The sequence below is a fragment of the Vibrio mimicus CAIM 602 genome, from assembly GCF_000338875.1.
Taxonomy (GTDB): domain Bacteria; phylum Pseudomonadota; class Gammaproteobacteria; order Enterobacterales; family Vibrionaceae; genus Vibrio; species Vibrio mimicus.
In genome coordinates this window covers 64,559-88,564 of the sequence record NZ_AOMO01000066.1, presented here as the reverse complement: position 1 = coordinate 88,564, position 24,006 = coordinate 64,559, and the positions used below count along the sequence as shown (strand labels likewise).

17 protein-coding genes, 6 tRNA genes and 3 pseudogenes are annotated in these 24,006 nt (G+C 47.6%); 2 read left to right on the top strand and 24 right to left on the bottom strand.

Translation table 11 applies throughout. The annotated features are described in order from the left end of the window. Positions 1–79 precede the first annotated feature (79 nt). From D908_RS03090 to cysP, 19 genes and pseudogenes are all read right to left on the bottom strand, one after another. Positions 80–1,210, bottom strand: a complete 1,131-nt coding sequence (locus D908_RS03090) for a sodium ion-translocating decarboxylase subunit beta (RefSeq protein WP_000348851.1) — start codon at positions 1,208–1,210, stop codon at positions 80–82. Between the two features lie 9 nt (positions 1,211–1,219). Then, positions 1,220–3,010 carry a sodium-extruding oxaloacetate decarboxylase subunit alpha gene (gene oadA / locus D908_RS03095; protein ID WP_005526821.1) on the bottom strand — a complete coding sequence of 597 codons (1,791 nt, stop codon included), beginning with the start codon at positions 3,008–3,010 and terminating at the stop codon, positions 1,220–1,222. Positions 3,011–3,045: 35 nt separating this feature from the next. After that, positions 3,046–3,306 (bottom strand): oxaloacetate decarboxylase subunit gamma, encoded by a 261-nt coding sequence (locus tag D908_RS03100; RefSeq protein WP_005526820.1) that lies wholly within the window; start codon positions 3,304–3,306, stop codon positions 3,046–3,048. Positions 3,307–3,674: 368 nt separating this feature from the next. Next, positions 3,675–3,751: transfer RNA gene (locus D908_RS03105), tRNA-Arg, on the bottom strand. Between the two features lie 73 nt (positions 3,752–3,824). Beyond that, positions 3,825–3,901 (bottom strand) — tRNA-Arg (locus D908_RS03110). Positions 3,902–3,956: 55 nt separating this feature from the next. Continuing rightward, positions 3,957–4,033: transfer RNA gene (locus D908_RS03115), tRNA-Arg, on the bottom strand. A 66-nt stretch (positions 4,034–4,099) separates the two neighbouring features. After that, a tRNA-Ser gene (locus D908_RS03120) sits at positions 4,100–4,192 on the bottom strand. Between the two features lie 22 nt (positions 4,193–4,214). Next, a tRNA-Arg gene (locus D908_RS03125) sits at positions 4,215–4,291 on the bottom strand. A 33-nt stretch (positions 4,292–4,324) separates the two neighbouring features. Continuing rightward, positions 4,325–4,416, bottom strand: a tRNA-OTHER gene (locus tag D908_RS03130). A 181-nt stretch (positions 4,417–4,597) separates the two neighbouring features. Next, a complete protein-coding gene (csrA, locus tag D908_RS03135; protein ID WP_000906485.1) occupies positions 4,598–4,795 on the bottom strand; it encodes a carbon storage regulator CsrA in 198 nt (65 codons plus the stop codon). Between the two features lie 91 nt (positions 4,796–4,886). Beyond that, the gene (locus tag D908_RS03140) at positions 4,887–6,074 is read right to left on the bottom strand and encodes an aspartate kinase (protein WP_005526818.1); all 1,188 of its coding nucleotides are present in this window, start codon (positions 6,072–6,074) and stop codon (positions 4,887–4,889) included. Between the two features lie 203 nt (positions 6,075–6,277). Beyond that, on the bottom strand, positions 6,278–8,860 hold the full coding sequence (alaS, locus tag D908_RS03145; RefSeq protein ID WP_005526816.1) for an alanine--tRNA ligase: 2,583 nt from the start codon (positions 8,858–8,860) through the stop codon (positions 6,278–6,280). Positions 8,861–9,033: 173 nt separating this feature from the next. Then, on the bottom strand, positions 9,034–9,492 hold the full coding sequence (gene recX / locus D908_RS03150) for a recombination regulator RecX (protein WP_001046964.1): 459 nt from the start codon (positions 9,490–9,492) through the stop codon (positions 9,034–9,036). A 132-nt stretch (positions 9,493–9,624) separates the two neighbouring features. Continuing rightward, positions 9,625–10,689, bottom strand: a complete 1,065-nt coding sequence (recA, locus tag D908_RS03155) for a recombinase RecA (RefSeq protein WP_000344159.1) — start codon at positions 10,687–10,689, stop codon at positions 9,625–9,627. A gap of 133 nt (positions 10,690–10,822) precedes the next feature. Then, positions 10,823–11,330, bottom strand: a pseudogene (pncC, locus tag D908_RS0119880) (nicotinamide-nucleotide amidase). A gap of 119 nt (positions 11,331–11,449) precedes the next feature. Continuing rightward, positions 11,450–12,579 (bottom strand): annotated as a pseudogene (locus tag D908_RS0119875) (sulfate/molybdate ABC transporter ATP-binding protein). Beyond that, positions 12,576–13,439 (bottom strand): sulfate ABC transporter permease subunit CysW, encoded by an 864-nt coding sequence (gene cysW, locus D908_RS03160; RefSeq protein WP_000951364.1) that lies wholly within the window; start codon positions 13,437–13,439, stop codon positions 12,576–12,578. Before cysW ends, D908_RS0119875 begins: the two are co-directional and overlap by 4 nt. A gap of 11 nt (positions 13,440–13,450) precedes the next feature. Beyond that, complete coding sequence (gene cysT, locus D908_RS03165) at positions 13,451–14,302, bottom strand: sulfate/thiosulfate ABC transporter permease CysT (RefSeq protein ID WP_005526813.1); 852 nt, start codon at positions 14,300–14,302, stop codon at positions 13,451–13,453. 65 nt (positions 14,303–14,367) lie between these two features. Beyond that, on the bottom strand, positions 14,368–15,369 hold the full coding sequence (gene cysP, locus D908_RS03170; protein ID WP_001079826.1) for a thiosulfate ABC transporter substrate-binding protein CysP: 1,002 nt from the start codon (positions 15,367–15,369) through the stop codon (positions 14,368–14,370). Between the two features lie 283 nt (positions 15,370–15,652). Between cysP and cysM the strand changes: the two genes are divergently transcribed. Then, positions 15,653–16,540 (top strand): cysteine synthase CysM, encoded by an 888-nt coding sequence (gene cysM, locus D908_RS03175; protein WP_005526810.1) that lies wholly within the window; start codon positions 15,653–15,655, stop codon positions 16,538–16,540. A 322-nt stretch (positions 16,541–16,862) separates the two neighbouring features. Then, complete coding sequence (mutS, locus tag D908_RS03180; protein WP_005526809.1) at positions 16,863–19,451, top strand: DNA mismatch repair protein MutS; 2,589 nt, start codon at positions 16,863–16,865, stop codon at positions 19,449–19,451. 77 nt (positions 19,452–19,528) lie between these two features. Here mutS and rpoS read toward each other — a convergent pair whose 3' ends face one another. The 5 genes and pseudogenes from rpoS to truD all read right to left on the bottom strand — a co-directional run bounded on the left by rpoS (position 19,529) and on the right by truD (position 24,005). After that, on the bottom strand, positions 19,529–20,539 hold the full coding sequence (rpoS, locus tag D908_RS03185) for an RNA polymerase sigma factor RpoS (protein ID WP_000116730.1): 1,011 nt from the start codon (positions 20,537–20,539) through the stop codon (positions 19,529–19,531). 73 nt (positions 20,540–20,612) lie between these two features. Continuing rightward, positions 20,613–21,547, bottom strand: a pseudogene (gene nlpD / locus D908_RS0119870) (murein hydrolase activator NlpD). Then, positions 21,547–22,173, bottom strand: a complete 627-nt coding sequence (locus D908_RS03190) for a protein-L-isoaspartate(D-aspartate) O-methyltransferase (protein WP_000002984.1) — start codon at positions 22,171–22,173, stop codon at positions 21,547–21,549. The pseudogene nlpD and the gene D908_RS03190 overlap by 1 nt, the downstream one beginning before the upstream one ends. Further along, positions 22,166–22,918: a 5'/3'-nucleotidase SurE gene (gene surE / locus D908_RS03195; RefSeq protein ID WP_005517147.1), complete on the bottom strand. Its 753-nt coding sequence runs from the start codon at positions 22,916–22,918 to the stop codon at positions 22,166–22,168. The genes D908_RS03190 and surE overlap by 8 nt, the downstream gene beginning before the upstream one ends. A 1-nt stretch (position 22,919) precedes the next feature. Continuing rightward, positions 22,920–24,005 (bottom strand): tRNA pseudouridine(13) synthase TruD, encoded by a 1,086-nt coding sequence (gene truD / locus D908_RS03200; RefSeq protein WP_000129749.1) that lies wholly within the window; start codon positions 24,003–24,005, stop codon positions 22,920–22,922. Position 24,006 lies beyond the last annotated feature (1 nt).

Genomic DNA, 24,006 nt, shown 5'->3' with positions numbered 1-24,006 from the left:
AGGGATGCCGAAGCATCCCTTTGAATATATACCAATTTCTTTTAACTCGTTAACTTTGCGTTGCTATTTTGAGCAGAGATTAACCAACTAAGGCCAACAACACGCCCGCAGCAACGGCTGAACCTAAAACGCCAGCAACGTTTGGTCCCATTGCATGCATCAGCAAAAAGTTCTGTGGATTCGCTTCTAAGCCAACTTTGTTCACCACACGAGCCGCCATAGGTACTGCAGAAACCCCAGCAGCACCAATCAATGGGTTGATGTCTTCTTTAGAAAACTTATTGAGAATTTTAGCCATGATAACGCCGCCAGCAGTACCAATACTGAAAGCCGCTGCGCCTAACGCCAAAATACCCAAGGTTTCCAAGTTGAGGAATGTATCGGCCTGCAATTTTGAACCGACACCCAACCCAAGAAAGATGGTCACAATGTTGATCAGCTCGTTTTGTGCGGTTTTTGACAAACGATCCACCACTCCCGCTTCACGCATCAAATTCCCCAAACAGAACATTCCCACCAAAGGTGTTGCTGCTGGCAAAAACAGAATAGTCATCAATAACACTACGAGAGGAAAAACGATCTTCTCCGTTTTTCCAACATGACGTAGTTGAGCCATTTTGATTTTGCGCTCTTCCGGAGTGGTTAACGCTTTCATGATTGGCGGCTGAATAATCGGCACTAGCGCCATATAGCTATATGCGGCTACTGCAATTGCACCCAGTAGATCTGGAGACAACTGGCTGGCAAGGAAAATTGCCGTTGGGCCATCCGCACCACCAATAATCGCAATGGATGATGCATCGGCCATGGAAAACTCCATACCCGGTACAAAGTTCAGCAAAATCGCACCAAATAAAGTGGCGAAAATACCTAGCTGTGCAGCCGCTCCCAACCATAAGGTTTTCGGGTTAGCAATCAATGCGCCAAAGTCAGTCATTGCTCCCACGCCCATAAAAATCAGCAGTGGGAAAACACCCGACTCAATACCTATGTGGTACACGTAATACAGCAAACCGCCTGGTTCGGTAAAACCTGCATTGGGGATATTCGCCAATACAGCACCGAAACCAATCGGCAATAGAAGCAGAGGTTCAAAGCCTTTACGAATAGCCAAAAACAGCAGCAAACAGCCCACCAAGATCATAATGATCTGTCCAAGCTCAAAGTTGGCAATACCCGTTTCCGACCATAAGGTGATCAATCCGTCCATGATTTTCCCTTACGCCAAGCTTAACAGTGATGCGCCAACTCGAACGCTGTCACCTTCTTTCACATGCAATTCATGGACAACCCCGCCACGAGCGGCACGGATTTCTGTTTCCATTTTCATCGCTTCCAAAACGATCAGCACATCCCCTTCTGCAACTTCAGTGCCTTGCTCAACTTCAATTTTGAAAATGGTGCCCGCTAATGGCGCAGCAACCGCTTCTGCTGATTGAGAATTTGTAGCTGCGACAGCTTGAGGGGCAGCTTTTTGTGCTGCTGGCACAACGGATGTCAGTTGACCTTGTGGACCAACTTCAACGTCATAAACAACGCCATCCACTTTCACACTGTAAGTCTCAATACCTGCTGCTGTTTGGGCTGCAACTGGAACAGGTGCAGCAACAGGTGCCGGTTCTTTACCTGGAGCAGGCTCAAACGCATCTGGGTTATGGCGATTTTTCAGAAATTTCAGCCCAACTTGTGGGAACAGTGCATAAGTCAGTACATCATCCACTTGCTCATCCGCTAATGCGATGTTTTCTGACTTCGCTTTTTCGATCAATTCTTTGGTCAAATGATCAAGTTCAGCTTGCAGTAGATCGGCAGGACGGCAAGTAATGGCTTGCGAACCATCTAAAACACGACCTTGTAACTGTGCATTTACGCTAGCTGGCGTGGCGCCATATTCACCTTTCAGCACTCCGGCCGTTTCTTTGGTGATGCTCTTATAACGCTCACCAGTTAAAACGTTAATGACCGCCTGAGTACCAACAATCTGGGAGGTCGGTGTGACTAATGGGATATAACCAAGATCCTGACGAACACGTGGGATCTCTTCCAACACTTCATCAATTCGATGTGCTGCGCCTTGCTCTTTCAACTGACTTTCCATATTTGTCAGCATCCCACCAGGCACTTGCGCGATCAGGATCCGCGAATCAACACCTTTCAATTGACCTTCAAACTTCGCGTATTTCTTGCGTACTTCACGGAAGTACGCCGCAATAGGCTCTAACTGTTCAAGTTTAAGCTGAGTATCACGAGGCGTGCCTTGCAACATTGCAACCACAGTTTCCGTTGGCGTATGGCCATACGTTTGACTCATCGACGAAATCGCCGTATCGAGGATATCAATACCCGCTTCAACCGCTTTAACTGCTGTTGCCGTAGAGAGTCCAGTTGTCGCATGGCAATGCAAAGCTAGAGGCACGGCACAAGATTGCTTGATGCGTGTGATTAACTCTTCTGCTTCGTACGGTTTTAGTAGCCCAGACATGTCCTTGATACACAAGGAGTGGCAGCCAAGATCTTCCAAGCGTTTCGCCAAATCTACCCATGTTTGAGTATTGTGAACCGGGCTCGTGGTGTATGAGAGGGTACCTTGCGCATGCGCGCCAACATCAATCGTTGCTTTAACGGCTTTTTCAAAATTGCGTACATCGTTCATCGCATCAAAGATGCGGAATACATCCATACCATTGGCATGGGCACGCTCAACAAACTTTTCTACTACGTCATCAGCATAATGGCGATAACCTAGCAAGTTTTGCCCGCGCAGTAACATCTGCATCGGGGTATTCGGCATAGCCTTTTTCAAAGCGCGTAGGCGTTCCCACGGATCTTCGCCAAGGAAACGAATACAAGCATCAAATGTTGCTCCGCCCCAAGTTTCCAAAGACCAGTAACCAACCTTATCCAATTCAGCGGCAATCGGCAGCATATCTTCAATACGCATACGCGTAGCAAAGAGTGATTGATGGGCGTCACGAAGGACCACATCTGTGATTGCTAGTGGTTTAGACATGCTCATTAACTCCTTTTAATCCTTGTAATCCAGACTTACTGTTTCACTGTCGCTGTACGGTACTGATGCACCGCTGCAGAAATGGCCGCCACGACTTGTGGGCTCACTGAATCAGTTGCTGGTTGAACTTTTTGACTTTTCTTGGGCGTTGCAGCCGCCTCAGGTACCTCTTGAGGTATCACACGGGACATTAGCCGAACGAGATAAACGAGAAGAGTAAGAAATAGGAATACCACAGCCATTCCGGTGACCATCAGAGTGGCGGCATCCATAAGTAGACTTCCAATATGTGTCATGTTGCTTCCTTTGCGTGTCATCCTGACATTCTTCATGCGACGCACAATTTTTGTTCGTCTCACAGAAGAACAGGGATTATCTCGACTGAACAATAATTGTCAATTTGGTTACAAGCACTCTTTTAGGTCGAACACAAACTGGAACAATAAACCACCAGTTCCAATTACCTCAAAAGCTCAAGAACAACAAAAAGAGGCTACTTTTTCATCCATTTCAATTAAGTTACTGCGAAAAAAGAGTAAAAATTGCGAGGAGGTTAATATAGCGGCAAATATTCTTAGAAAAACAACAAGTTGTAAATCAAGAGTGAATATTATGATCGAGAGATGTAAAAAGGCCCTGCATTCTCATGCAGGGCTTAAAAATATGGCGCGCTCGAGAGGATTCGAACCTCTGACCGCCTGGTTCGTAGCCAGGTACTCTATCCAGCTGAGCTACGAGCGCGCAATTTTTTAATGATTCGATACCGAAATATTCAGTATCAGGGTATTACCCTTCTCTCTTGACGAGATAAGAGTGGCGCGTCCGAGAGGATTCGAACCTCTGACCGCCTGGTTCGTAGCCAGGTACTCTATCCAGCTGAGCTACGGACGCGCAGGCTTTGATTGCTTTCACAATCAACTCCCGAAACTTCAGGAGTTTTAAATAATGGCGCGCTCGAGAGGATTCGAACCTCTGACCGCCTGGTTCGTAGCCAGGTACTCTATCCAGCTGAGCTACGAGCGCGCAGGTTGTGAACTATATCACAATTAATTTCTTCTAGAACAAAAAAATTGACCATAGGCCAATAAATGGCGGTGAGGGAGGGATTCGAACCCTCGATACGGCTATAAACCGTATACTCCCTTAGCAGGGGAGCGCCTTCAGCCTCTCGGCCACCTCACCACTTACATATTCCAGAAGAATATGGCGCGTCCGAGAGGATTCGAACCTCTGACCGCCTGGTTCGTAGCCAGGTACTCTATCCAGCTGAGCTACGGACGCGCTGTGGCTTATCGAAATAAGCATTGCAAGAAATGGCGGTGAAGGAGGGATTCGAACCCTCGATACGGCTATAAACCGTATACTCCTTAGCAGGGGAGCGCCTTCAGCCTCTCGGCCACCTCACCGTCTTGCGGAGGCACATATTACGATTTACCAAAAATATGTCAAACACTTTCTTGGAGAAAACTCGGCAAAACAACTCAACCGTTGGCAAATTGACCAAAGCGATGAGAATTTGCACTTTCTAAATAAAAACACGGGGATAAACAAAAAGGTCGGCCTTAACAGCCGACCTTTCTTCGATAATTAGTAGTTGCCAGATGCAACGCCACCATTACCTTTCTCAGCTTGAATGCGCATGTAGATTTCTTCACGGTGCACAGACACTTCTTTCGGTGCATTTACACCGATACGGACTTGGTTACCTTTTACGCCCAATACTGTCACGGTCACTTCATCACCGATCATCAGGGTTTCGCCAACGCGGCGAGTCAAAATAAGCATTCTTAGCTCCTTGAGTAATCTCTGTATTTTCTTGCAACCACACTATTATCCATCAAAAGTTATGACATCGTAAACTCTCAATGGTGCCCGTTTAACCTAAAAAGGTTTGTTTTACACCAAACTCTTGAGGGATTTCCGATGCCACATAGGTGTCGTGCAAAATATTAGCAGCACGATCCACATTTGCAGGATCCAACATTAGCATAGATGATTGTTCCGAGGCCGAGACATAACGCACACCGATGCCATGTTCAGCTAAGGTTGTGCGAGCATGAGTCACGAGTGCTCCAGCTTGTAAACCGACCTTAGTGATCAGGCTTATTGATTCTGAGCCACGGATTTTATCGGCGCAGACCAATTGTAGCTTGGCATAAGCATCTCGCTTAATGACCAGTGCACTATTTTCAGGCTCTTCCAGTGTAGTGCAGACTTCAACACCGAGCATTTGACACTGCTTGATAATGCCAAGCAAAGATTCGCTTGCTACCGCAACCAGAGTCATGTCTCTTTGAATTGCGATACCGCATACAGCGTGCGTACTTGTATCGCCCTTAATCAAGCTACCTTGATTCTTTTCAAAGGTTGAGAGTACACGTAATGGCACTGCGTTTTTCCAAGCATATTGTACGCAAGGCAAGTGCAGCACTTTTGCCCCTTTACGCGCCATCTCTTCCATGGATGGGAAGTCAATCACATCCAATTTTCGAGCAGTTGGCACAACGCGTGGGTCACAAGTATATACACCATCGACATCCGTAAATATTTGGCATTCGTCGGCATTCAAGGCTCCAGCCAATGCCACAGCACTGGTATCTGAACCACCACGGCCTAAAGTAGTGATATCCCCATTTTCATTGATCCCTTGAAAACCAGCGACTATCACAATGAAATCTTGTTCTAGTAGCTCAGTAATCGTTCGAGTATCAATATGCTTAATCGTCGCGTCATTGTGTTGATTATCCGTCACAATGTTCGCTTGAGCTCCGGTTAGTGAGCGGGCTGCATAGCCCATTTTGTGCAGTGTCATTGCCACTAAGGCCATAGACACTTGCTCACCAGCAGAGAGCAAAACATCAAGTTCTCTAGCGTTTGGCACGCTATCTACTTGTTGAGCTAAACCCACCAGTCGATTGGTTTCCCCTGCCATGGCAGAGACCACTACGACAACTTGATTGCCATCATTTTTCGCCTTAATGATGTGTTCGGCTACGGTTTGCATTCTTTCAATTGAACCCACCGAAGTTCCGCCGAACTTTTGCACGATAAGGGGCTTTTTCACCAGTATTCACCTTCCCAAGACCAAAGTCTTATTGGGATCAAAACCATCTGACTAATTTGTCGGACAACATTTGATCGTTACTAAAACAAAACCAAGCGGCTAATTGGCTTAGTCTATATTTGCGCCAATTAAACCACTTGGTTGACTAGATAAAGTTACGCTCAATCAACAAATATTGATTGAGCGTAAACTATTTATCGCTGTTATAGACGCTCGGTAATCCAAGCGTCAACTGACTCTAAGGCAGACGGCAGAGCGTGAGCGTCTGTCCCTCCTGCTTGAGCCATATCAGGGCGACCACCGCCCTTGCCACCGACTTGTAGAGCGACCATATTCACCAACTCACCGGCTTTCACTTTGTTGGTTAAATCACTAGTCACACCAGCAATTAGACCAACTTTACCTTCTGCAACATTACCCAGCATGATAATGCCACTGCCTAGCTGATTTTTAAGATCGTCAACCATACCGCGCAGTGCTTTATTATCAGCGCCATTCAGTTCCGCAACCAACACATTCACACCAGAAATTTGCTTAACTTGATTGATAAGACCAGCACTCTCTTTGGCGGCCAGTTTATCTTTCAGTTGCTGAATTTCTTTCTCTAGCAATTTGGCTTTAGCGGCCATCTCAACAACTTTGGCGTCATGCTGTGCTTGCTGTGCTTCGATATAATCAAGCGCACCTTCACCAGTCACCGCTTCAATACGGCGAATACCTGCTGCGATACCACCTTCAGAGGTGATTTTGAACAGGCCAATATCACCTGTGTTGCTCGCATGAATACCACCACACAGTTCAGTTGAGAAATTCCCCATCGAGAGCACACGAACTTGGTCGTCATATTTCTCACCAAACAGAGCCATCGCACCTTTCGCTTTCGCTTCATCAATATTCATGATGTTGGTTTCGATACTGTGGTTACGACGAATTTCTTGGTTCACTAAACGCTCAACTTCTTTGATCTCTGCAGCGGTCATCGCTTCCAGATGTGAGAAGTCAAAACGCAGTGTTTCAGCACGAACCAGAGAGCCTTTCTGTGCAACATGTTCACCCAACACTTTACGGAGTGCTGCATGCAACAAGTGAGTGGCTGAGTGGTTGAGTGAAATCGCGGCACGGCGCTGTTCATCAACAATCGCGTCAACTTGATCGCCTTTCGCTAACACGCCTTGTGCTAAAACGCCGTGATGAGCAATCGCGTTACCCAACTTGTGAGTATCTTCCACATGGAAAACACCCGCTTCAGTCTTCAAAACGCCAGTATCACCACATTGACCGCCTGATTCAGCATAGAATGGGGTATTGTCCAATACGATGATCGCTTTATCACCCGCTGAAAGTGCAGAAACTTCCGCGCCTTCAACAAAGATCTCACGCACCACACTTTGGCCACGGCTAGCAGTGTAACCACAGAATTCAGTATTGGTTGCTGACTTGATCAGTGAGTTATAGTCAGTACCAAACTGGCCTGCTTCACGAGCACGTTGGCGCTGCTCTTCCATCGCTTGTTCGAAGCCAGTTTCATCAATGCTAAAGCCACGCTCACGCGCTACATCATTGGTTAAATCTGCTGGGAAGCCGTAGGTGTCGTACAGTTTAAAGACGGTTTCGCCATCTAGCATTTGACCTGACAATTGATCCAGAGCTTCATTCAGAATGCTCATACCGCGATCAAGAGTACGACCAAAGTTCTCTTCTTCGATACGTAGTACTTTTTCAACCAGTGCTTGCTGTTTCTTCAGCTCAACACCAGCAGTGCCCATCACTTCCGCCAATGGACCTACCAATTTGTGGAAGAAAGCACCCTGTGCGCCCAGCTTGTTACCATGACGGACAGCACGACGGATGATGCGGCGTAGTACATAACCACGACCTTCGTTAGAAGGCATCACACCATCAACGATCAAAAATGCGCAAGAGCGAATGTGGTCAGCCACAACACGCAGTGATTGATTGGTCAAATATTGGTAACCAATCGCGTCAGCTGCCGCTTTGATCAGAGTTTGGAATACATCGATTTCGTAGTTTGAATGCACACCCTGCATGATCGCAGAGATACGCTCAATACCCATACCCGTATCTACAGACGGCTTAGGTAACGGCTCCATCGTGCCATCAGCATGACGGTTGAATTGCATGAAAACGTTGTTCCAAATTTCGATGAAACGATCGCCATCCTCTTCAGGTGAACCCGGAGGTCCGCCCCAAATGTGGTCGCCGTGGTCATAGAAGATTTCGGTACATGGGCCGCAAGGACCAGTGTCACCCATCTGCCAGAAGTTGTCAGAGTCGAACTTCTTGCCACCTTTTTTATCACCAATACGAATAATGCGATCCGCAGGAATGCCGACTTTTTTATTCCAAATATCAAATGCTTCATCATCGGTTTCATAAACCGTCACAAGCAAGCGCTCTTTCGGCAGTTGCAGTACGCCAGTCAGAAACTCCCATGCATACTGGATCGCATCTTCTTTGAAATAGTCACCGAAGCTGAAGTTACCCAGCATTTCGAAGAAAGTGTGGTGACGCGCGGTGAAACCGACGTTTTCCAGGTCGTTGTGCTTACCGCCAGCGCGGACACAACGTTGAGCCGTCGTCGCACGAGTGTAGGCGCGCTTTTCCAAGCCCAAGAAACAGTCTTTAAATTGGTTCATCCCTGCGTTGGTAAACAGCAGGGTCGGATCGTTAGCAGGCACCAGAGAAGAACTTTCTACAATTTGGTGACCTTTGCTTTCAAAGAATGAGAGGAACGCGCGGCGCACCTCATCCGTGCTCATAAACATGCAGCTCTTCCTGAAATACTCAAGTTAGAATTTTGCGCTATTGTAAAGCAAGGATAAGAGTTCGCCTAGTTTCTTCTCTTCCGCAAACTGAATGTGTGTCGAGCGACAGCTCAACTAAGATGCATAAAATCTAGATCGGGATTAACAAGGGGAATGTGGAGGGGTGAAAGCGATTACTCATCGCTCTCACTGGCTTGAAGTGCATATCGTATTTGGTCAAAGTTGAAACCACGGTACTGCAAGTAACGTACTTGCTTGGCGTATTGTGAGCGTTCAAGGCTGATGCCGCTTTTAAATTTCTTGTGTACCACTTCTTTAGCTAGCTCAAACCAATCTATTGTTTGTTCCGCAAGCACTTGCTCAATCACGTCTTCAGCGACTCGCTTCTCTTTGAGTTGCTGGCGCAAGCGCTGCTCACCGTAACCTTTGTGAACCATTTGCCGAGCCTGACTTGCTGCGTAACGAACATCGCTCAAATATCCCAGTTCTAAGCAGTATTTCACTACCTCATCAATCACTTCAGCTTGGTGGCCTTTGAGCGCTAATTTTTGTTGCAACTCATACTCGCTATGATCACGACGACTAAGTAGTTGCAAGGCACTTTGTCGACAAGCTGCTAAATCCAAATTCAACACTCTCTCCTATTTATCGAGATTTCGGCCTTTGGGAGTCACTCGACTTGTTGCCAAAAAGAAGCCCTGCATTGCAGGGCTTCATTAAAATCGATATTTAGACGCTGAAACTCTCTGAGTTCAGCCAGTCGATTAAAACTCTTCTGGTACTGCGCCAAATTCTACATCATCAGCGGCAGAAGAAGTTTCACCAGTCAGTTGCATGTTCTCTGGGTTAAGCAGCATTTCACGCAGTTTTTTATCTAGCGTTTTAGCAATTTCTGTATTTTCTTTCAGATACTTGCATGCATTCGCTTTGCCTTGGCCGATTTTATCACCGTTGTAGCTGTACCAAGCGCCTGACTTTTCAACCATTTTGTGTTTCACACCAAGATCGATCAACTCACCTTCGCGGTTGAAACCTTGGCCGTACATAATTTGAGTGTTGGCTTCTTTAAACGGTGCAGCAATCTTGTTCTTCACTACTTTGATGCGGGTTTCGTTACCCACGACTTCTTCGCCTTCTTTGATTGCGCCAGTACGACGAATATCAAGACGAACAGAAGCATAGAATTTCAGTGCGTTACCACCCGTTGTGGTTTCAGGGTTACCAAACATCACACCAATCTTCATACGAATTTGGTTGATGAAGATACACATACAGTTGGATTGCTTCAGGTTACCCGTCAGTTTACGCATCGCTTGCGACAACATACGCGCTTGCAGACCCATGTGGCTGTCGCCCATTTCGCCTTCAATTTCTGCTTTTGGTGTCAAAGCCGCAACAGAGTCGACAACAATCACATCTACCGCACCAGAGCGAGCCAGTGCATCACAAATTTCTAGTGCTTGTTCGCCGGTATCTGGCTGAGAAACCAGTAGCTCATCGATATTAACACCCAGTTTCTTGGCATAAACCGGATCCAGCGCGTGCTCAGCATCGATAAAGGCACAGGTTTTACCTTCACGCTGCGCAGCGGCAATCAGCTCAAGAGTTAACGTTGTTTTACCTGAAGATTCTGGGCCGAAGATCTCAACGATACGTCCCATTGGCAGGCCACCCGCTCCCAAAGCGATATCAAGAGATAGAGAACCGGTCGAAATGGTTTCTACGTCCATGGCACGGTTGTCGCCTAGGCGCATGATGGAACCTTTACCAAATTGCTTTTCAATTTGACCGAGGGCGGCCGCTAGTGCCTTCTGTTTGTTCTCGTCCATTACTCTCTCCGGATAGTCACTCTCAGGTGATAGGTAATTGTGTCGAAATCGGGTCGACGCTGATTTGTCATATTGGGGCTCATTATACTGTTGATTTGTACAGTGTCCACCCCTGTATAGAAAAAAGTTTGTATCAGTTAACGTTTTGAACGTCACGCAAAGTGAGGTGCTGGATTAGGTTTTGCAACACATGTTCGATGGCTTGCTGACGAACTTTGTCTCGCTCTCCTGCAAAATGACATGTTTCAACTTTTAACCAACCTTGCACACTGGCAAAACCAAAACAGACCGTACCGACAGGCTTCTCTGCGCTGCCGCCACCCGGGCCTGCAATGCCGCTGATTGCAACAGACAGTGTTGCGCGTGAATGCAATAGTGCCCCCAGCAGCCATCTCTTCGACTGTCGGTTCGGACACAGCACCAAACTTTTCTAATGTCGCTTGCCGAACACCGAGCATCTCTTGCTTCGCTTCATTACTGTAAGTCACGAAACTGCGATCAAACCATGCTGAACTTCCCGCAATCTCAGTCACCAGATAAGCCACACCACCACCAGTACAAGATTCGGCAGTAGTCAGGATCTGTTGTTCCTTGGCCAATAAAAGCCCCAACTGTTGACTCATGGAGTGCAGTGTATTCATGCGCTAGCCTCTCATTTGTATTGCATTTTGCTCGCTAAAACTGCTGGCTAAACTACCGAATTAGGCTGTAATTGCAATCACCCCAAACAGAAAAAGTGCCCTTTGGCACTCTTTCTCAATCAAATTTCAAACATCAAACTGCCCGGCGCCAAGAATGGCCAGCGCAGTACGCTTGGGCTTTTTTGCCCTTCACTAGCAAAAAAATATCCGACTTGAGGTGTCGCAAAGACTTGATCGCCACGGTTCAAACGTCTTTCGCTTAGGGAGCGATGGGAGAGTTTAGCTTCCCACAGCTCTTCACTTTGCCAGCCAACGGGCGCTAACTCAACGCGTACTTCAGCCCCAACCGGGTTAATTGAGACTACTTCAAACGGTAAAGAAGCTTGGCTGTTCTCTTTATCAGAAAGCGCCAACTCATGCTACGCACATAGAGCAAACCGCTTTGACGCGTAGCTTCACTTTCTGGCGGCTGAATAAAAGCAGAACCATTGACCCACTGGCCATTTTGCCACTCGCCCGCAAACTGATTGACGTTACCGAAGAAATCAAACACAAAGCGGCTATTGGGCTGAGCGTAAAGCTCAACGGGCGAATCGATCTGCTCAATTCGTCCATTACTCATCACTACCACGCGATCCGACAATTCCAACGCTTCATCCTGATCGTGAGTCACAAATACGCTGGTAAAGCCCAACTCGTCATGCAGACTACGTAACCAACGACGCAGCTCTTTACGCACTTTGGCATCCAGAGCCCCAAACGGTTCATCCAACAGCAATACTTCCGGTTGAGTTGCCAGCGCACGGGCTAGAGCAATACGCTGTTTTTGACCACCAGAAAGCTGCTCGGGATAACGATGCGCTAAATGACCAAGCTGTACGATTTCAAGCAGTTGCTTTACTCGTCGTTGAATTTCCGCTGAATTAGGGCGCTGAGCGCGATCCATCACTTGCAAGCCAAACGCCACGTTATCCGCCACCGTCATATGGCGAAACAGCGCATAGTTTTGAAACACAAAGCCGACTCGGCGATCGCGCACATGCACATTGGTCACATCACGATCACGGAAATGGATTGTGCCGGAATCCGCACCTTCCAACCCCGCAATAATACGCAGCAAAGTGGTTTTTCCTGAGCCAGATGGCCCCAACAAACCAATCATTTCGCCATCTTCAATTTTGAGAGAAAGCGGGGCGAGCGCCTGAAATTGGCCGAAATGTTTAGAGATATTATCTAGACGAATGCTCATAAGGTTCCCTGCTCATTATGCTCGACCGCCTGAAGACGTTCTTGACGCCACTCGACCAAAGCTTTCAGTAATAGTGTTAATAGTGCGATAAATGCCAGTAGCGAAGCGCTAGCAAAGGCAGCTTGCGACTGATAATCCTCGTACAAGAGCTGTACATGCAAAGGTAAGGTATTGGTTTCACCACGAATGTTGCCTGAAACAACCGCTACCGCACCAAACTCCCCCACTGCACGGGCATTGGTGAGGATCACGCCATAAATCAGCGCCCATTTAATATTGGGCAGTGTGACACGACGAAACAACTGCCACCATGATGCACCTAAAATCACTGCGGCTTCTTCATCCGAACGTCCTTGCTGCTGCATCAATGGAATCAACTCACGCGCCACAAACGGACACGTCACAAAGACTGTAACCAGTACAATTCCCGGCCAAGCAAACATGATTTGCAGATCGCGTTCATACAACCATTCACCCAACCAACCACTAGTCCCGTAGAGCAGCAGGTAAAGTAGACCCGCAACGACCGGAGAAACGGCAAACGGAATATCAATCAAGGTGATCAAAAATTTGCGGCCTACAAATTCAAAACGAGTGACCAACCATGACAAAAGAACACCAAACACTAGATTGATTGGCACAGTCAGTAGAGCCACCACCAGCGTTAACCCAATCGCGTGGCGCGTATCGGGGTCATTAAAGTAACTAAAATAAGCGCTGATACCATTGGCAAACGCTTGTTGGAAAATACTCAGCAGTGGAATAAGCAGCAGTACTGCCACCAACAACAGAGCCAATGAGATCAAACTCCATTTCACCCACGGCTTTTCACCTACGCGTAAAGGCTGAGAATGCGCCATAAACTGATTCCTTATCGTCCGTGAATGCGACGCAGATAAGCGCCTTGCCAAAGGTTAATCATCAGCAGTAACAAGAGTGAGGTCAGCAGCACAACAGAAGCAATCGCACTCGCGGCTGGGAAATCAAACTCTTGCAGACGAACAAAGATCATCAGTGAAGTAATTTCACTGATATAAGGCATGTTGCCTGCGATGAAGATCACCGCACCGAATTCACCTAAACTGCGAGTAAATGACAACGCAGTTCCTACCAATAACGCAGGCTTTAATGAGGGTAAAATCACCCTCCAAAACACGGCGGCATCGGAAGCGCCCAAGGTCATGCCTGCTTCTTCTTCCTCACGGGAAATCTCTTCCAAAACAGGTTGAACAGTTCGAACGACAAACGGAATGCTGGTAAAAGCCATCGCGACAATAATACCCAGTGGCGTATAAGCGACCTTGATTCCTAACTCAGCGAGTACGCTACCAATCCAGCCATTGCTAGAGTACAGCGTTGCCAAGGTAATCCCTGCAACTGCAGTAGGTAGAGCAAAAGGAAGATCGACTAAAGCATCCAGAATACGCTTACCAGGAAAGCTATAACGCACCAATACCCACGCAAGCAACAAACCAAATAAGCCATTAAACAGTGAAGCCACTAAAGCCGAGCCAACAGTCACTTTGTAACTCGCCACCACGCGAGGATCAGCAATCACTTGCCAATATTCGCTAAAGGTCATGTTACTGGTTTGCATGATGAGTCCGGTTGCTGGCAACAACAGAATTAGGCTGACAAACAGCAAAGAGACACCCAAACTCAAAGCGAAGCCGGGTAAAACCCGTTGCTGGCGCGGGCGAGAGTGTGCAAGCGTTTGACCCATAAAACCTCTTTCGATACATCAAAGAAAAGCAAAGGTTGTCCATCCATTGGACAACCTAGAGAAGATTAGCGGCGTTGCAGTTGATCCAGCTTAGCGCCATTGGCGAACTGAGTTTTCATCGCTTGATCCCAATCACCGATGATCTGTTCAACGGTCAACAACTCAACAGTCGGGAATTGATCTGCAAACTCTGCCTGTACTTTGGCATCGTGAATACGGTAGTTAAACTTCGCCAATAGACGCTGTGCCGGCTCACTATACAGGTAAGAAACATACTCGTTTGCCACTTCAGTCGTACCATTACGTTTGGCGTTTTTCTCAACCACAGCCACAGGAAACTCAGCCAAGATCGAGGTTTTTGGTACCACAACTTGGTAGTCATCCACACCATATTGTTGACGAATGTTATTCACTTCAGATTCAAACGTGATCAGCACATCGCCAATACCACGCTCAACGAATGAAGTGGTTGCACCACGGCCGCCAGTATCAAATACCGCGACGTTAGCCAGAAACTTTTTCAAAAACTCATCTTGCTGAGCTTGGTTATCTTTACCAAAAGATTTTTGAGCATAGCCGAGCGCTGCAAGGTAGGTATAACGAGCATTACCTGAGGTTTTCGGGTTTGGGAACACACTTTTCACATCATCACGCACCAGATCATTCCAATCTTGGATGTTCTTTGGGTTCCCCTTACGCACTAAAAATGCCGTGGTTGAGTAGTAAGGTGAACTGGCGTTAGGCAGCAAGGTTTGCCAGTTTTCTGGGAGCAACTTGCCTTTGTCGTGCAAAATTTGCACATCCGTTACTTGGTTAAACGTCACCACATCAGCCGCTAAGCCTTGCAGAATAGAACGAGCCTGAGCCGATGAGCCAGCATGCGATTGCTTAATTTCGACCGTCTTCCCTGTTTTTTGTTGCCAATGTTCTGCAAACACTGGGTTATAAGCCGCAAACAACTCACGAGCGATGTCATAAGATGAATTAAGAATGGTTTGATCAGCGGCTGAAGCTTGGAATGAGCCTGCCAGCAACAAAGCGGTTAAGGTCGATTTAATTCGGTTCATGTTGATCTACTCCAAAATCATTAGTGCCAATACGGCTTCCTTTTGACGCTAGATTATGAGGAATTTCGTTTATAAAAAAGAACATTAATAGAACGTTTTGGAATAATTTCTAGCAATAAATTGTATGCCTCCGATTGAGTCATTCTTATACTGCTGGCATAGAAAAGATGAGCCTGACCCAAATTTGCTTAAAGCTCACGCAATCAACCTTCAAACAAGCGTCACCGCCTGTTTGGCTACCTGTTTAAATGACCCTGTTGAAATTACGTAGAAGGATCGCCTCGTGTCTGATTTTCCAACCCTTGAAGATTATGTCGGCCAAACACCACTAGTACGCTTGCAGCGTTTAAACACTGGAAGTTCCACTGTATTGGTCAAGCTGGAAGGAAATAACCCAGCAGGTTCAGTCAAAGATCGTCCCGCCCTAAATATGATTGTGCAGGCTGAAGCACGTGGCACTTTGCAGCCCGGAGATACCATCATCGAAGCAACCAGTGGCAATACTGGCATAGCATTGGCCATGGCTGCCGCCATCAAAGGCTACAAGATGATTCTGATCATGCCCGATAACGCAACCCAAGAGCGCAAAGATTCGATGCAAGCGTATGGTGCTGAGCTTATCTTGGTCAGCAAAGAACAAGGGATGGAAGGTGCACGCGATTTAGCGTTACAGATGCAACAAGAAGGTAAAGGCAAGGTATTGGATCAGTTCAACAATTTGGATAATCCAGACGCGCACTTTCGCTCGACAGGGCCGGAAATTTGGCAGCAAAGCCAAGGCAAGATCACTCATTTTGTCTCTAGTATGGGCACCACTGGAACCATCATGGGCGTATCTCGCTACCTGAAGCAGCAAAACCCACACATCCAAATCATAGGTTTACAACCCGCGGAAGGCAGTGCAATACCCGGCATTCGACGTTGGCCACAAGCCTATTTGCCAGGGATTTTTGAAGCCGCTCGTGTCGATCAGGTACTCGATATCACTCAGCTCGATGCAGAACAGACCGCTCGCGCCTTAGCCAAAGAAGAAGGCATTTGCGCAGGCGTCAGCTCTGGCGGTGCCGTATTTGCTGCCTTACAAATTGCACAGCAGAATCCGGGGTCGATCGTAGTGGCCATTATTTGCGATCGCGGCGATCGTTATCTCTCCTCGGGATTATTTTCCTAATCTCCCTGAACAACAAAGGCGAGCGAAGTAAATGCCGCCTTGGTATCGATATCACGTTCTTCATTTAGCTTAGGTACAGATCACTTGCCGCCTTAACTCGGTGGCAAGTAAGGTCATCTCTTCTTCCTTACTAGGGAACACCTTTTTCACACTTCAAATTGAGCAGAAAGTTAAACCGAACAGGAATTAACAGCTCAATTGCCCCGTCCTAGTCAGGTTTGCTATTCTCTGTAACCGTTTTTAAGTGACCCATGCAGCGCTTTACTCGCCTTGTAACTCGATAAAGCAACCCGCAGATGATGATAACCAGCGATATAACACTATGATGAATTCGAACGCTTCACCAAGCGAGTCTCTTTCGCACCACACCCCGATGATGCAGCAATATTTAAGACTCAAAGCGGAAAACCCAGACATTCTGCTGTTTTATCGCATGGGTGACTTTTACGAACTGTTTTATGACGATGCAAAACGCGCGTCTGAACTGCTGGATATTTCCTTAACCAAGCGCGGCGCTTCAGCGGGTGAACCCATCCCGATGGCGGGTGTGCCATTTCATGCGGTAGAAGGTTACTTAGCAAAATTGGTACAAATGGGCGAATCGGTCGCGATTTGCGAACAGATCGGCGATCCAGCCACCAGCAAAGGTCCGGTTGAGCGTAAAGTGGTACGCATTGTCACACCAGGCACTGTCACCGATGAAGCCCTGCTCTCAGAGCGGGTCGATAACCTGATCGCCGCGATTTATCATCACAATGGCCGCTTTGGTTATGCGACCATGGATATCACCTCCGGCCGTTTCCAGCTCAGTGAACCGCAAACCGAAGAAGAGATGGCCGCCGAACTGCAACGCACTTCGCCTCGTGAACTCTTGTTCCCTGAAGATTTCGCACCTGTGCATCTAATGGCGAATCGCCAAGGCAACCGCCGTCGTCCAATTTGGGAATTTGAATTAGCTACCGCGAAACAGCAGCTCAATCAACAATTTGGTACTCGTGATTTAGTCGGCTTTGGCGTTGAGCAAGCACAATTAGGCTTATGCTCGGCAGGCTGTTTGATCCAATACGTCAAAGATACTCAGCGCACGGCTCTACCGCATATCCGCTCACTGACTTGGGATCGCCAAGATCAATCGGTGATTTTGGATGCTGCTACGCGTCGCAATCTTGAGCTCACTTATAACTTAGCTGGTGGAACGGATAACACGCTCGCTGATGTACTTGATCATTGTGCAACGCCAATGGGCAGCCGCATGCTCAAACGTTGGATCCACCAACCCATGCGCGATACTGCGACACTCAATCAGCGCTTAGATGCAATTGGCGAGCTGAAAGAAGCCGCTTTGTACGCCGAGCTGCATCCCGTGCTCAAACAAATTGGCGATATTGAACGTATTCTCGCCCGTTTAGCCCTGCGCTCGGCTCGTCCGCGAGATTTAGCACGCCTACGCCACGCCATGCAGCAGTTGCCAGAACTGCATAGTTTGTTGACTGAGCTTGAGCAGCCTCGCCTCACCCAACTGCGCACTCATGCTCAACCTATGGATGAGCTGTGCGATTTATTAGAGCGCGCGATTAAAGAAAACCCACCTGTCGTAATTCGTGATGGTGGTGTAATTGCCGATGGTTATAGTGCGGAACTTGATGAATGGCGCGATTTAGCCAATGGTGCGACCGAGTTTCTTGAGCGCTTGGAAGCCGAAGAGCGCGATCGCCACGGGATCGACACCCTAAAAGTTGGCTATAACAATGTGCATGGCTTCTACATTCAGGTTAGCCGTGGTCAAAGCCACTTAGTGCCGCCACATTATGTGCGTCGGCAAACCTTAAAGAATGCCGAACGTTACATCATCGAAGAACTCAAACAGCATGAGGATAAAGTACTCAACTCTAAATCTCGTGCTTTAGCGGTGGAAAAACAGTTATGGGAAGAGTTGTTCGATTTGCTGTTGCCTCATCTTGAGCAATTACAACAACTGGCCGCTTCCATTGCCCAATTGGATGTACTGCAAAACCTCGCGGAACGCGCGGAAAACTTGGAATACTGCCGCCCCACTTTGGTGAAAGAGGCTGGAATCCGTATTCTTGGCGGGCGTCACCCAGTGGTTGAGCAAGTGATGAATGAACCATTTATCGCCAACCCGATTGAGCTTAATCCACAGCGACGCATGCTGATCATCACTGGCCCCAACATGGGCGGTAAATCGACTTACATGCGTCAAACTGCGTTGATTGCACTCATGGCGCATATCGGCAGCTATGTACCTGCAGAATCCGCGCAAATTGGTCCTTTGGATCGCATTTTTACCCGTATCGGTGCTTCGGATGATCTCGCCTCTGGTCGCTCAACCTTCATGGTGGAAATGACGGAAACCGCCAACATACTGCACAACGCCACCAGTCACAGTTTGGTGTTAATGGATGAGATCGGCCGAGGAACCAGTACCTATGATGGCCTGTCACTGGCTTGGGCTAGTGCGGAATGGTTAGCTCGTGAAATTGGTGCACTCACCCTATTCGCGACTCACTACTTTGAGCTGACAGAATTGCCTAACAGCTTGCCACATTTAGCGAATGTTCACCTTGATGCGGCGGAACATGGCGACAGCATCGCCTTTATGCACGCGGTGCAAGAAGGTGCAGCCAGCAAATCATTCGGTTTGGCGGTAGCTGGGCTAGCGGGTGTACCAAAACCTGTGATCAAAAATGCGCGAGCCAAACTTCAGCAACTTGAGCTGCTAAGCTCACAACCTGCCGAGACTCGTAAACCAAGCCGAGTGGATATTGCCAACCAACTGAGCTTAATTCCGGAACCAAGTGTTGTTGAACAAGCATTAGCAGAACTGGATCCAGATGAACTCACGCCACGTCAGGCACTCGATGCGCTGTATCGCTTGAAAAAAATGCTTTGATCCTGCTTTTCTCTGCACCAGAAAAACTAAAGGCACTCTTAGGAGTGCCTTTATGTTCAAATAAGGAATAAAAAGGGTTAGTTGACGTCGTATTCGACGTTAAACAGTGCTTCCATATTCAAACCTTGTTTCACCAAGATCTCACGCAGACGTCGTAATCCTTCTACCTGAATTTGGCGTACACGCTCACGAGTCAGATTGATCTCACGTCCCACTTCTTCCAAAGTGGATGGCTCATAACCCAACAGACCAAAACGACGAGCAAGGACTTCTTTCTGTTTTGGATTGAGTTCATCAAGCCAGTTGAGCAGAGATTCACGAATGTCATCATCTTGAGTCGAAAACTCAGGATCCGCATTATTGGAGTCCGGCAAGATATCCAGCAGTGCTTTATCACCATCGCCACCAATCGGTGTATCAACAGAGCTGATACGTTCGTTGAGACGCAGCATCTTCGTTACATCATCAACCGGTTTATCGAGCTCAAGCGCGATTTCTTCTGGCGTAGGTTCGTGGTCAAGACGTTGTGACAATTCACGCGCAGTGCGCAGATAAATGTTCAGCTCTTTGACAACATGTATCGGTAGACGGATGGTGCGCGTTTGATTCATCAGCGCACGTTCGATGGTTTGACGGATCCACCATGTCGCGTAAGTTGAAAAACGGAAACCGCGTTCTGGGTCGAATTTTTCAACCGCACGAATTAAACCCAGGTTACCTTCTTCAATCAGATCGAGCAGTGCTAATCCACGGTTACTGTAACGACGTGAAATTTTAACGACTAAACGCAAGTTACTTTCAATCATGCGTTTACGTGCAGCTTCATCGCCACGTAAAGCACGACGAGCATAAAGCACTTCTTCTTCGGCAGTCAGTAGAGGTGAGAAACCAATTTCACTGAGATACATTTGTGTGGCATCGAGACTTTTCGCAGAAGCATCAAACTCTTCGCGAACTTCATCACTTGCCCCTTCAGCGGTCACTAATTCTTCATCACTCGAGAGCTCATCATCCGCTTCTAGCACTTCCAGTGCTTCATCTTCAAAATCGAACTCTTCTACTTTGGTTACGGTATTGCTGACACTCATAGCGGCCTCCCCCTGGCAACTTTGCGAGTCATTGCGAGATACAACCTTTGCAGTATGACCTAAGCAATATGAGTTAAGGTAAGTAGCGTTTTGGATTCACTGACTTTCCTTGATAACGGATCTCAAAGTGCAAGCGTACACTATTGGTTCCAGAGCTTCCCATGGTGGCGATTTTCTGGCCTGCTTGCACTGTTTGTCCTTCCTTTGCTAGCAGCTGATCATTGTGGGCATAGGCACTTAGATAGTGCTCATTATGTTTTATGATTATTAGGTTGCCATAACCACGTAATGCATTGCCCGAATACACTACGGTTCCTTCTGCAGTAGCAACGACAGCCTGACCACGTTGACCAGCGATGTCTATCCCTTTGTTGCCTTGATCACCCGTAGAAAAATTCTTTATGACTCTACCCTTTGTCGGCCATAGCCACTTCGCTATCTTCTCATTCGAAGGTTTAGCATTTGCTACATTAACATTAACATTTTGTTTACCGACAGGTTCAACATACTCCTTTGTTTTTGTTTGATCAACCGCCTTAACTGGATCTTTTTTAGTCATATTTTGACTATTGTTTGAGCCTTTTTGTGCATTTTTGGCATTAGAGCTTTTACTCACAGACTGAGCTGCAGTGGTCGCTGCAGCCGTTTTGCCAGCCGCAGAACCTAGCTTGAAGCCGCAGCCACAGTAGCGGCACCGCCAGTGCCGCCATAGGCTGGTGGAGTATAATTCGGTAACCAGAGTTTGAGTTTTTGCCCAGGATGAATGGTATAAGGTGGAGCGAGATCGTTGTAACTGATCAGATCATTTACATCTCTATCTGTGAGATAAGCGATGAAATAGAGCGTGTCGCCTTTTTTTACTTCGTAGTAACTTCCACGATAACTGCCACGCTCTATCGTGTTGTAATCTTTACCCAATCCGGAAACTGGCGCAGGTGATTGTGCCGCACAGCCAAATAAAAGGCTGCTGAGCAACAAGAGTACCAGACGGAAAGAGTAAGGTGTCATCAGGCTAAATCCCCGGCAACGAGAGGAACAAAGCGAACCGCTTCAACCCGCTCAGAGATAAACTGATCACCTTGGCGCACAATTTTGTAGAGATGCTGCTCATCCTCACCCACAGGGATCACCATGCGACCACCATCTGCAAGCTGTTCCAATAGTCCTTGTGGCACTTTCGCCGCCGCTGCCGTGACCAAAATCGCATCAAATGGGCCGCGGGCAGGCCATCCTTGCCAACCATCACCATGCTTAGTCGATACATTGTAGATGTCGAGCTGCTTGAGGCGTCGCTTCGCATCCCATTGCAGGGTTTTGATCCGCTCTACAGTAAAAACATGGTTTACCAGTTTTGCGAGAACCGCAGTTTGATATCCAGAACCTGTCCCGATTTCCAACACCTTGGTTTCCGGGGTCAAAGCCAGCAACTCTGTCATCTTCGCCACGATGTAAGGCTGCGAAATGGTTTGGCCTTGGCCGATCGGCAACGCATTGTTGTCATAGGCTTGGTGCATCATAGCGGGAGCCACGAAAAATTCGCGTGGCAGTGCATGGATTGCCGTCAACACAGGTTGAGAGGTGATCCCTTGCTCAGTTAAGAATTGAATCAGTCTGTCGGCTTTTGGGTTAGCCATTCACCTTTTCCTTTAACCAGTGATCCATGCTGCGCAGTGACTCATGCGCGGTTAAGTCAACCTGCAGCGGCGTCAGTGACACCAAACCACGTTCGATAGCATGAAAATCGGTTCCCGGACCTGCATCTTGCTCTTTGCCCGGAGGACCAAGCCAATAAATATCATGCCCACGCGGATCTTTCTGCTTTATCATGCTTTCTGCGTGATGACGAGCACCTAAGCGAGTCACTTCAATACCTTGAATTTGCTCTAAAGGCAGATCCGGAATGTTAACGTTGAGTAAGCGATTGGTCGGAATTGGCTTGGCCAAATGTTGCTCTACAAATTGACGAACAAAATGAGCAGCGCTGGCAAAATGAGTCGACCCTGTCAGAGAAAACGCGATCGACTGTACGCCAAGAAAATGCCCTTCCATCGCAGCGGCAACCGTTCCCGAATAAAGCACATCATCACCCAAGTTGGCACCGTGGTTGATCCCACTCAGCACCAAATCAGGTAAATCATCTTTCATTAGTTCGTTCAGTGCGAAATGCACGCAGTCTGTTGGTGTTCCTTGTACCGAGTAGGTATTGGCCGCAATTTGAGACACACGCAATGGGTGCTCCAACGTCAACGAGTTGGAAGCGCCACTGCGGTTACGATCCGGTGCGACGATCACAATCTCCGCCAAATCGCACAGTGCATCTGCCAGAGTATGAATGCCTTGTGCGTAAACCCCATCATCATTACTGAGTAGAATTTTCATCTTAATCTTCACTCTCAGAATCGCGGCTTTCTTGCTCATTCCCTTGCTCGTAATGACGAACGACAGGGATCTCCTCGACCAATTCGCGCACTAGCGAAGTCGCAAAACTGCCTGCATCCAATGAGAAGCGCAGAGTGATTTGATCCTCTTGCACTTGCCAGCTTAAGTTTTGTGCTTTGAGAGCGATCGCACGGCGATCATGGCGCATACGATTACCACGAATCAATGCCATTAAATTTGGCTCGGCATCCAATTCTGCTTGCTCAAGCTGCAAAGCAGCTCCAAGAGTCGGTAGTGCATTATCTCCAGCCAAAGCGGCAGAAATGGACACTTCTCCAGCCAGCAAGCGCTGATCCCAAACCGCTAGATCGCCTTCAACGTTGAACATTTGCTGTTCTGCTAAAGCAATGTCACCCTCAATAAAGCGAGCAAAGCAGCCTTGCTCAATTCGCTTAGAGACAATCTGGTTGAAAATCCATGAACGAGCTGCAGAAAGATACAGACTGCGCTGATTCTGGTTACGTGAACGTACATTATCACGCCCCCAACGACGTGCTTCACTGAGGTTATTGCCATGACGTCCAAAACGTTGGCTACCAAAATAATTGGGAACGCCCAGTTCAGCGACCGTTTCTAAACGGCTTAATACAGCAGGAACATCGGTAACTTCCGATAAGGTGACGATAAACTCATTGCCTTGCAAATCACCCGGGCGCAGCTTTTTATCGTGACGTGTGACATCGAGAATTTCGATGCTGGGGTATTGCGCGAGAAAAGCGGAGAAATCCGGTGTTTCACCATTTGGCAGGTGCACACTCAACCACTGTTCGGTGACTGCGTGTCGATCTTTTAAGCCAGCCCAGCTCACAGCACGTGAAGGCACACCACAAGCTTTGGCTAATTCATTCGCCACAAAGCTGGTGTTCTCCCCTGTCTTACGAATACGCACCATCAAGTGTTCGCCGTGTCCCGTCAAGGAATAGCCCAATACTTCATTCACTTGGAAGTGTTCTGGCAGCGCTTTGAGTTTGGCTTTTGCAGTCGGTTTACCGCACAAATAAGCCAGAGGAGAGAGAATATCAGTCATC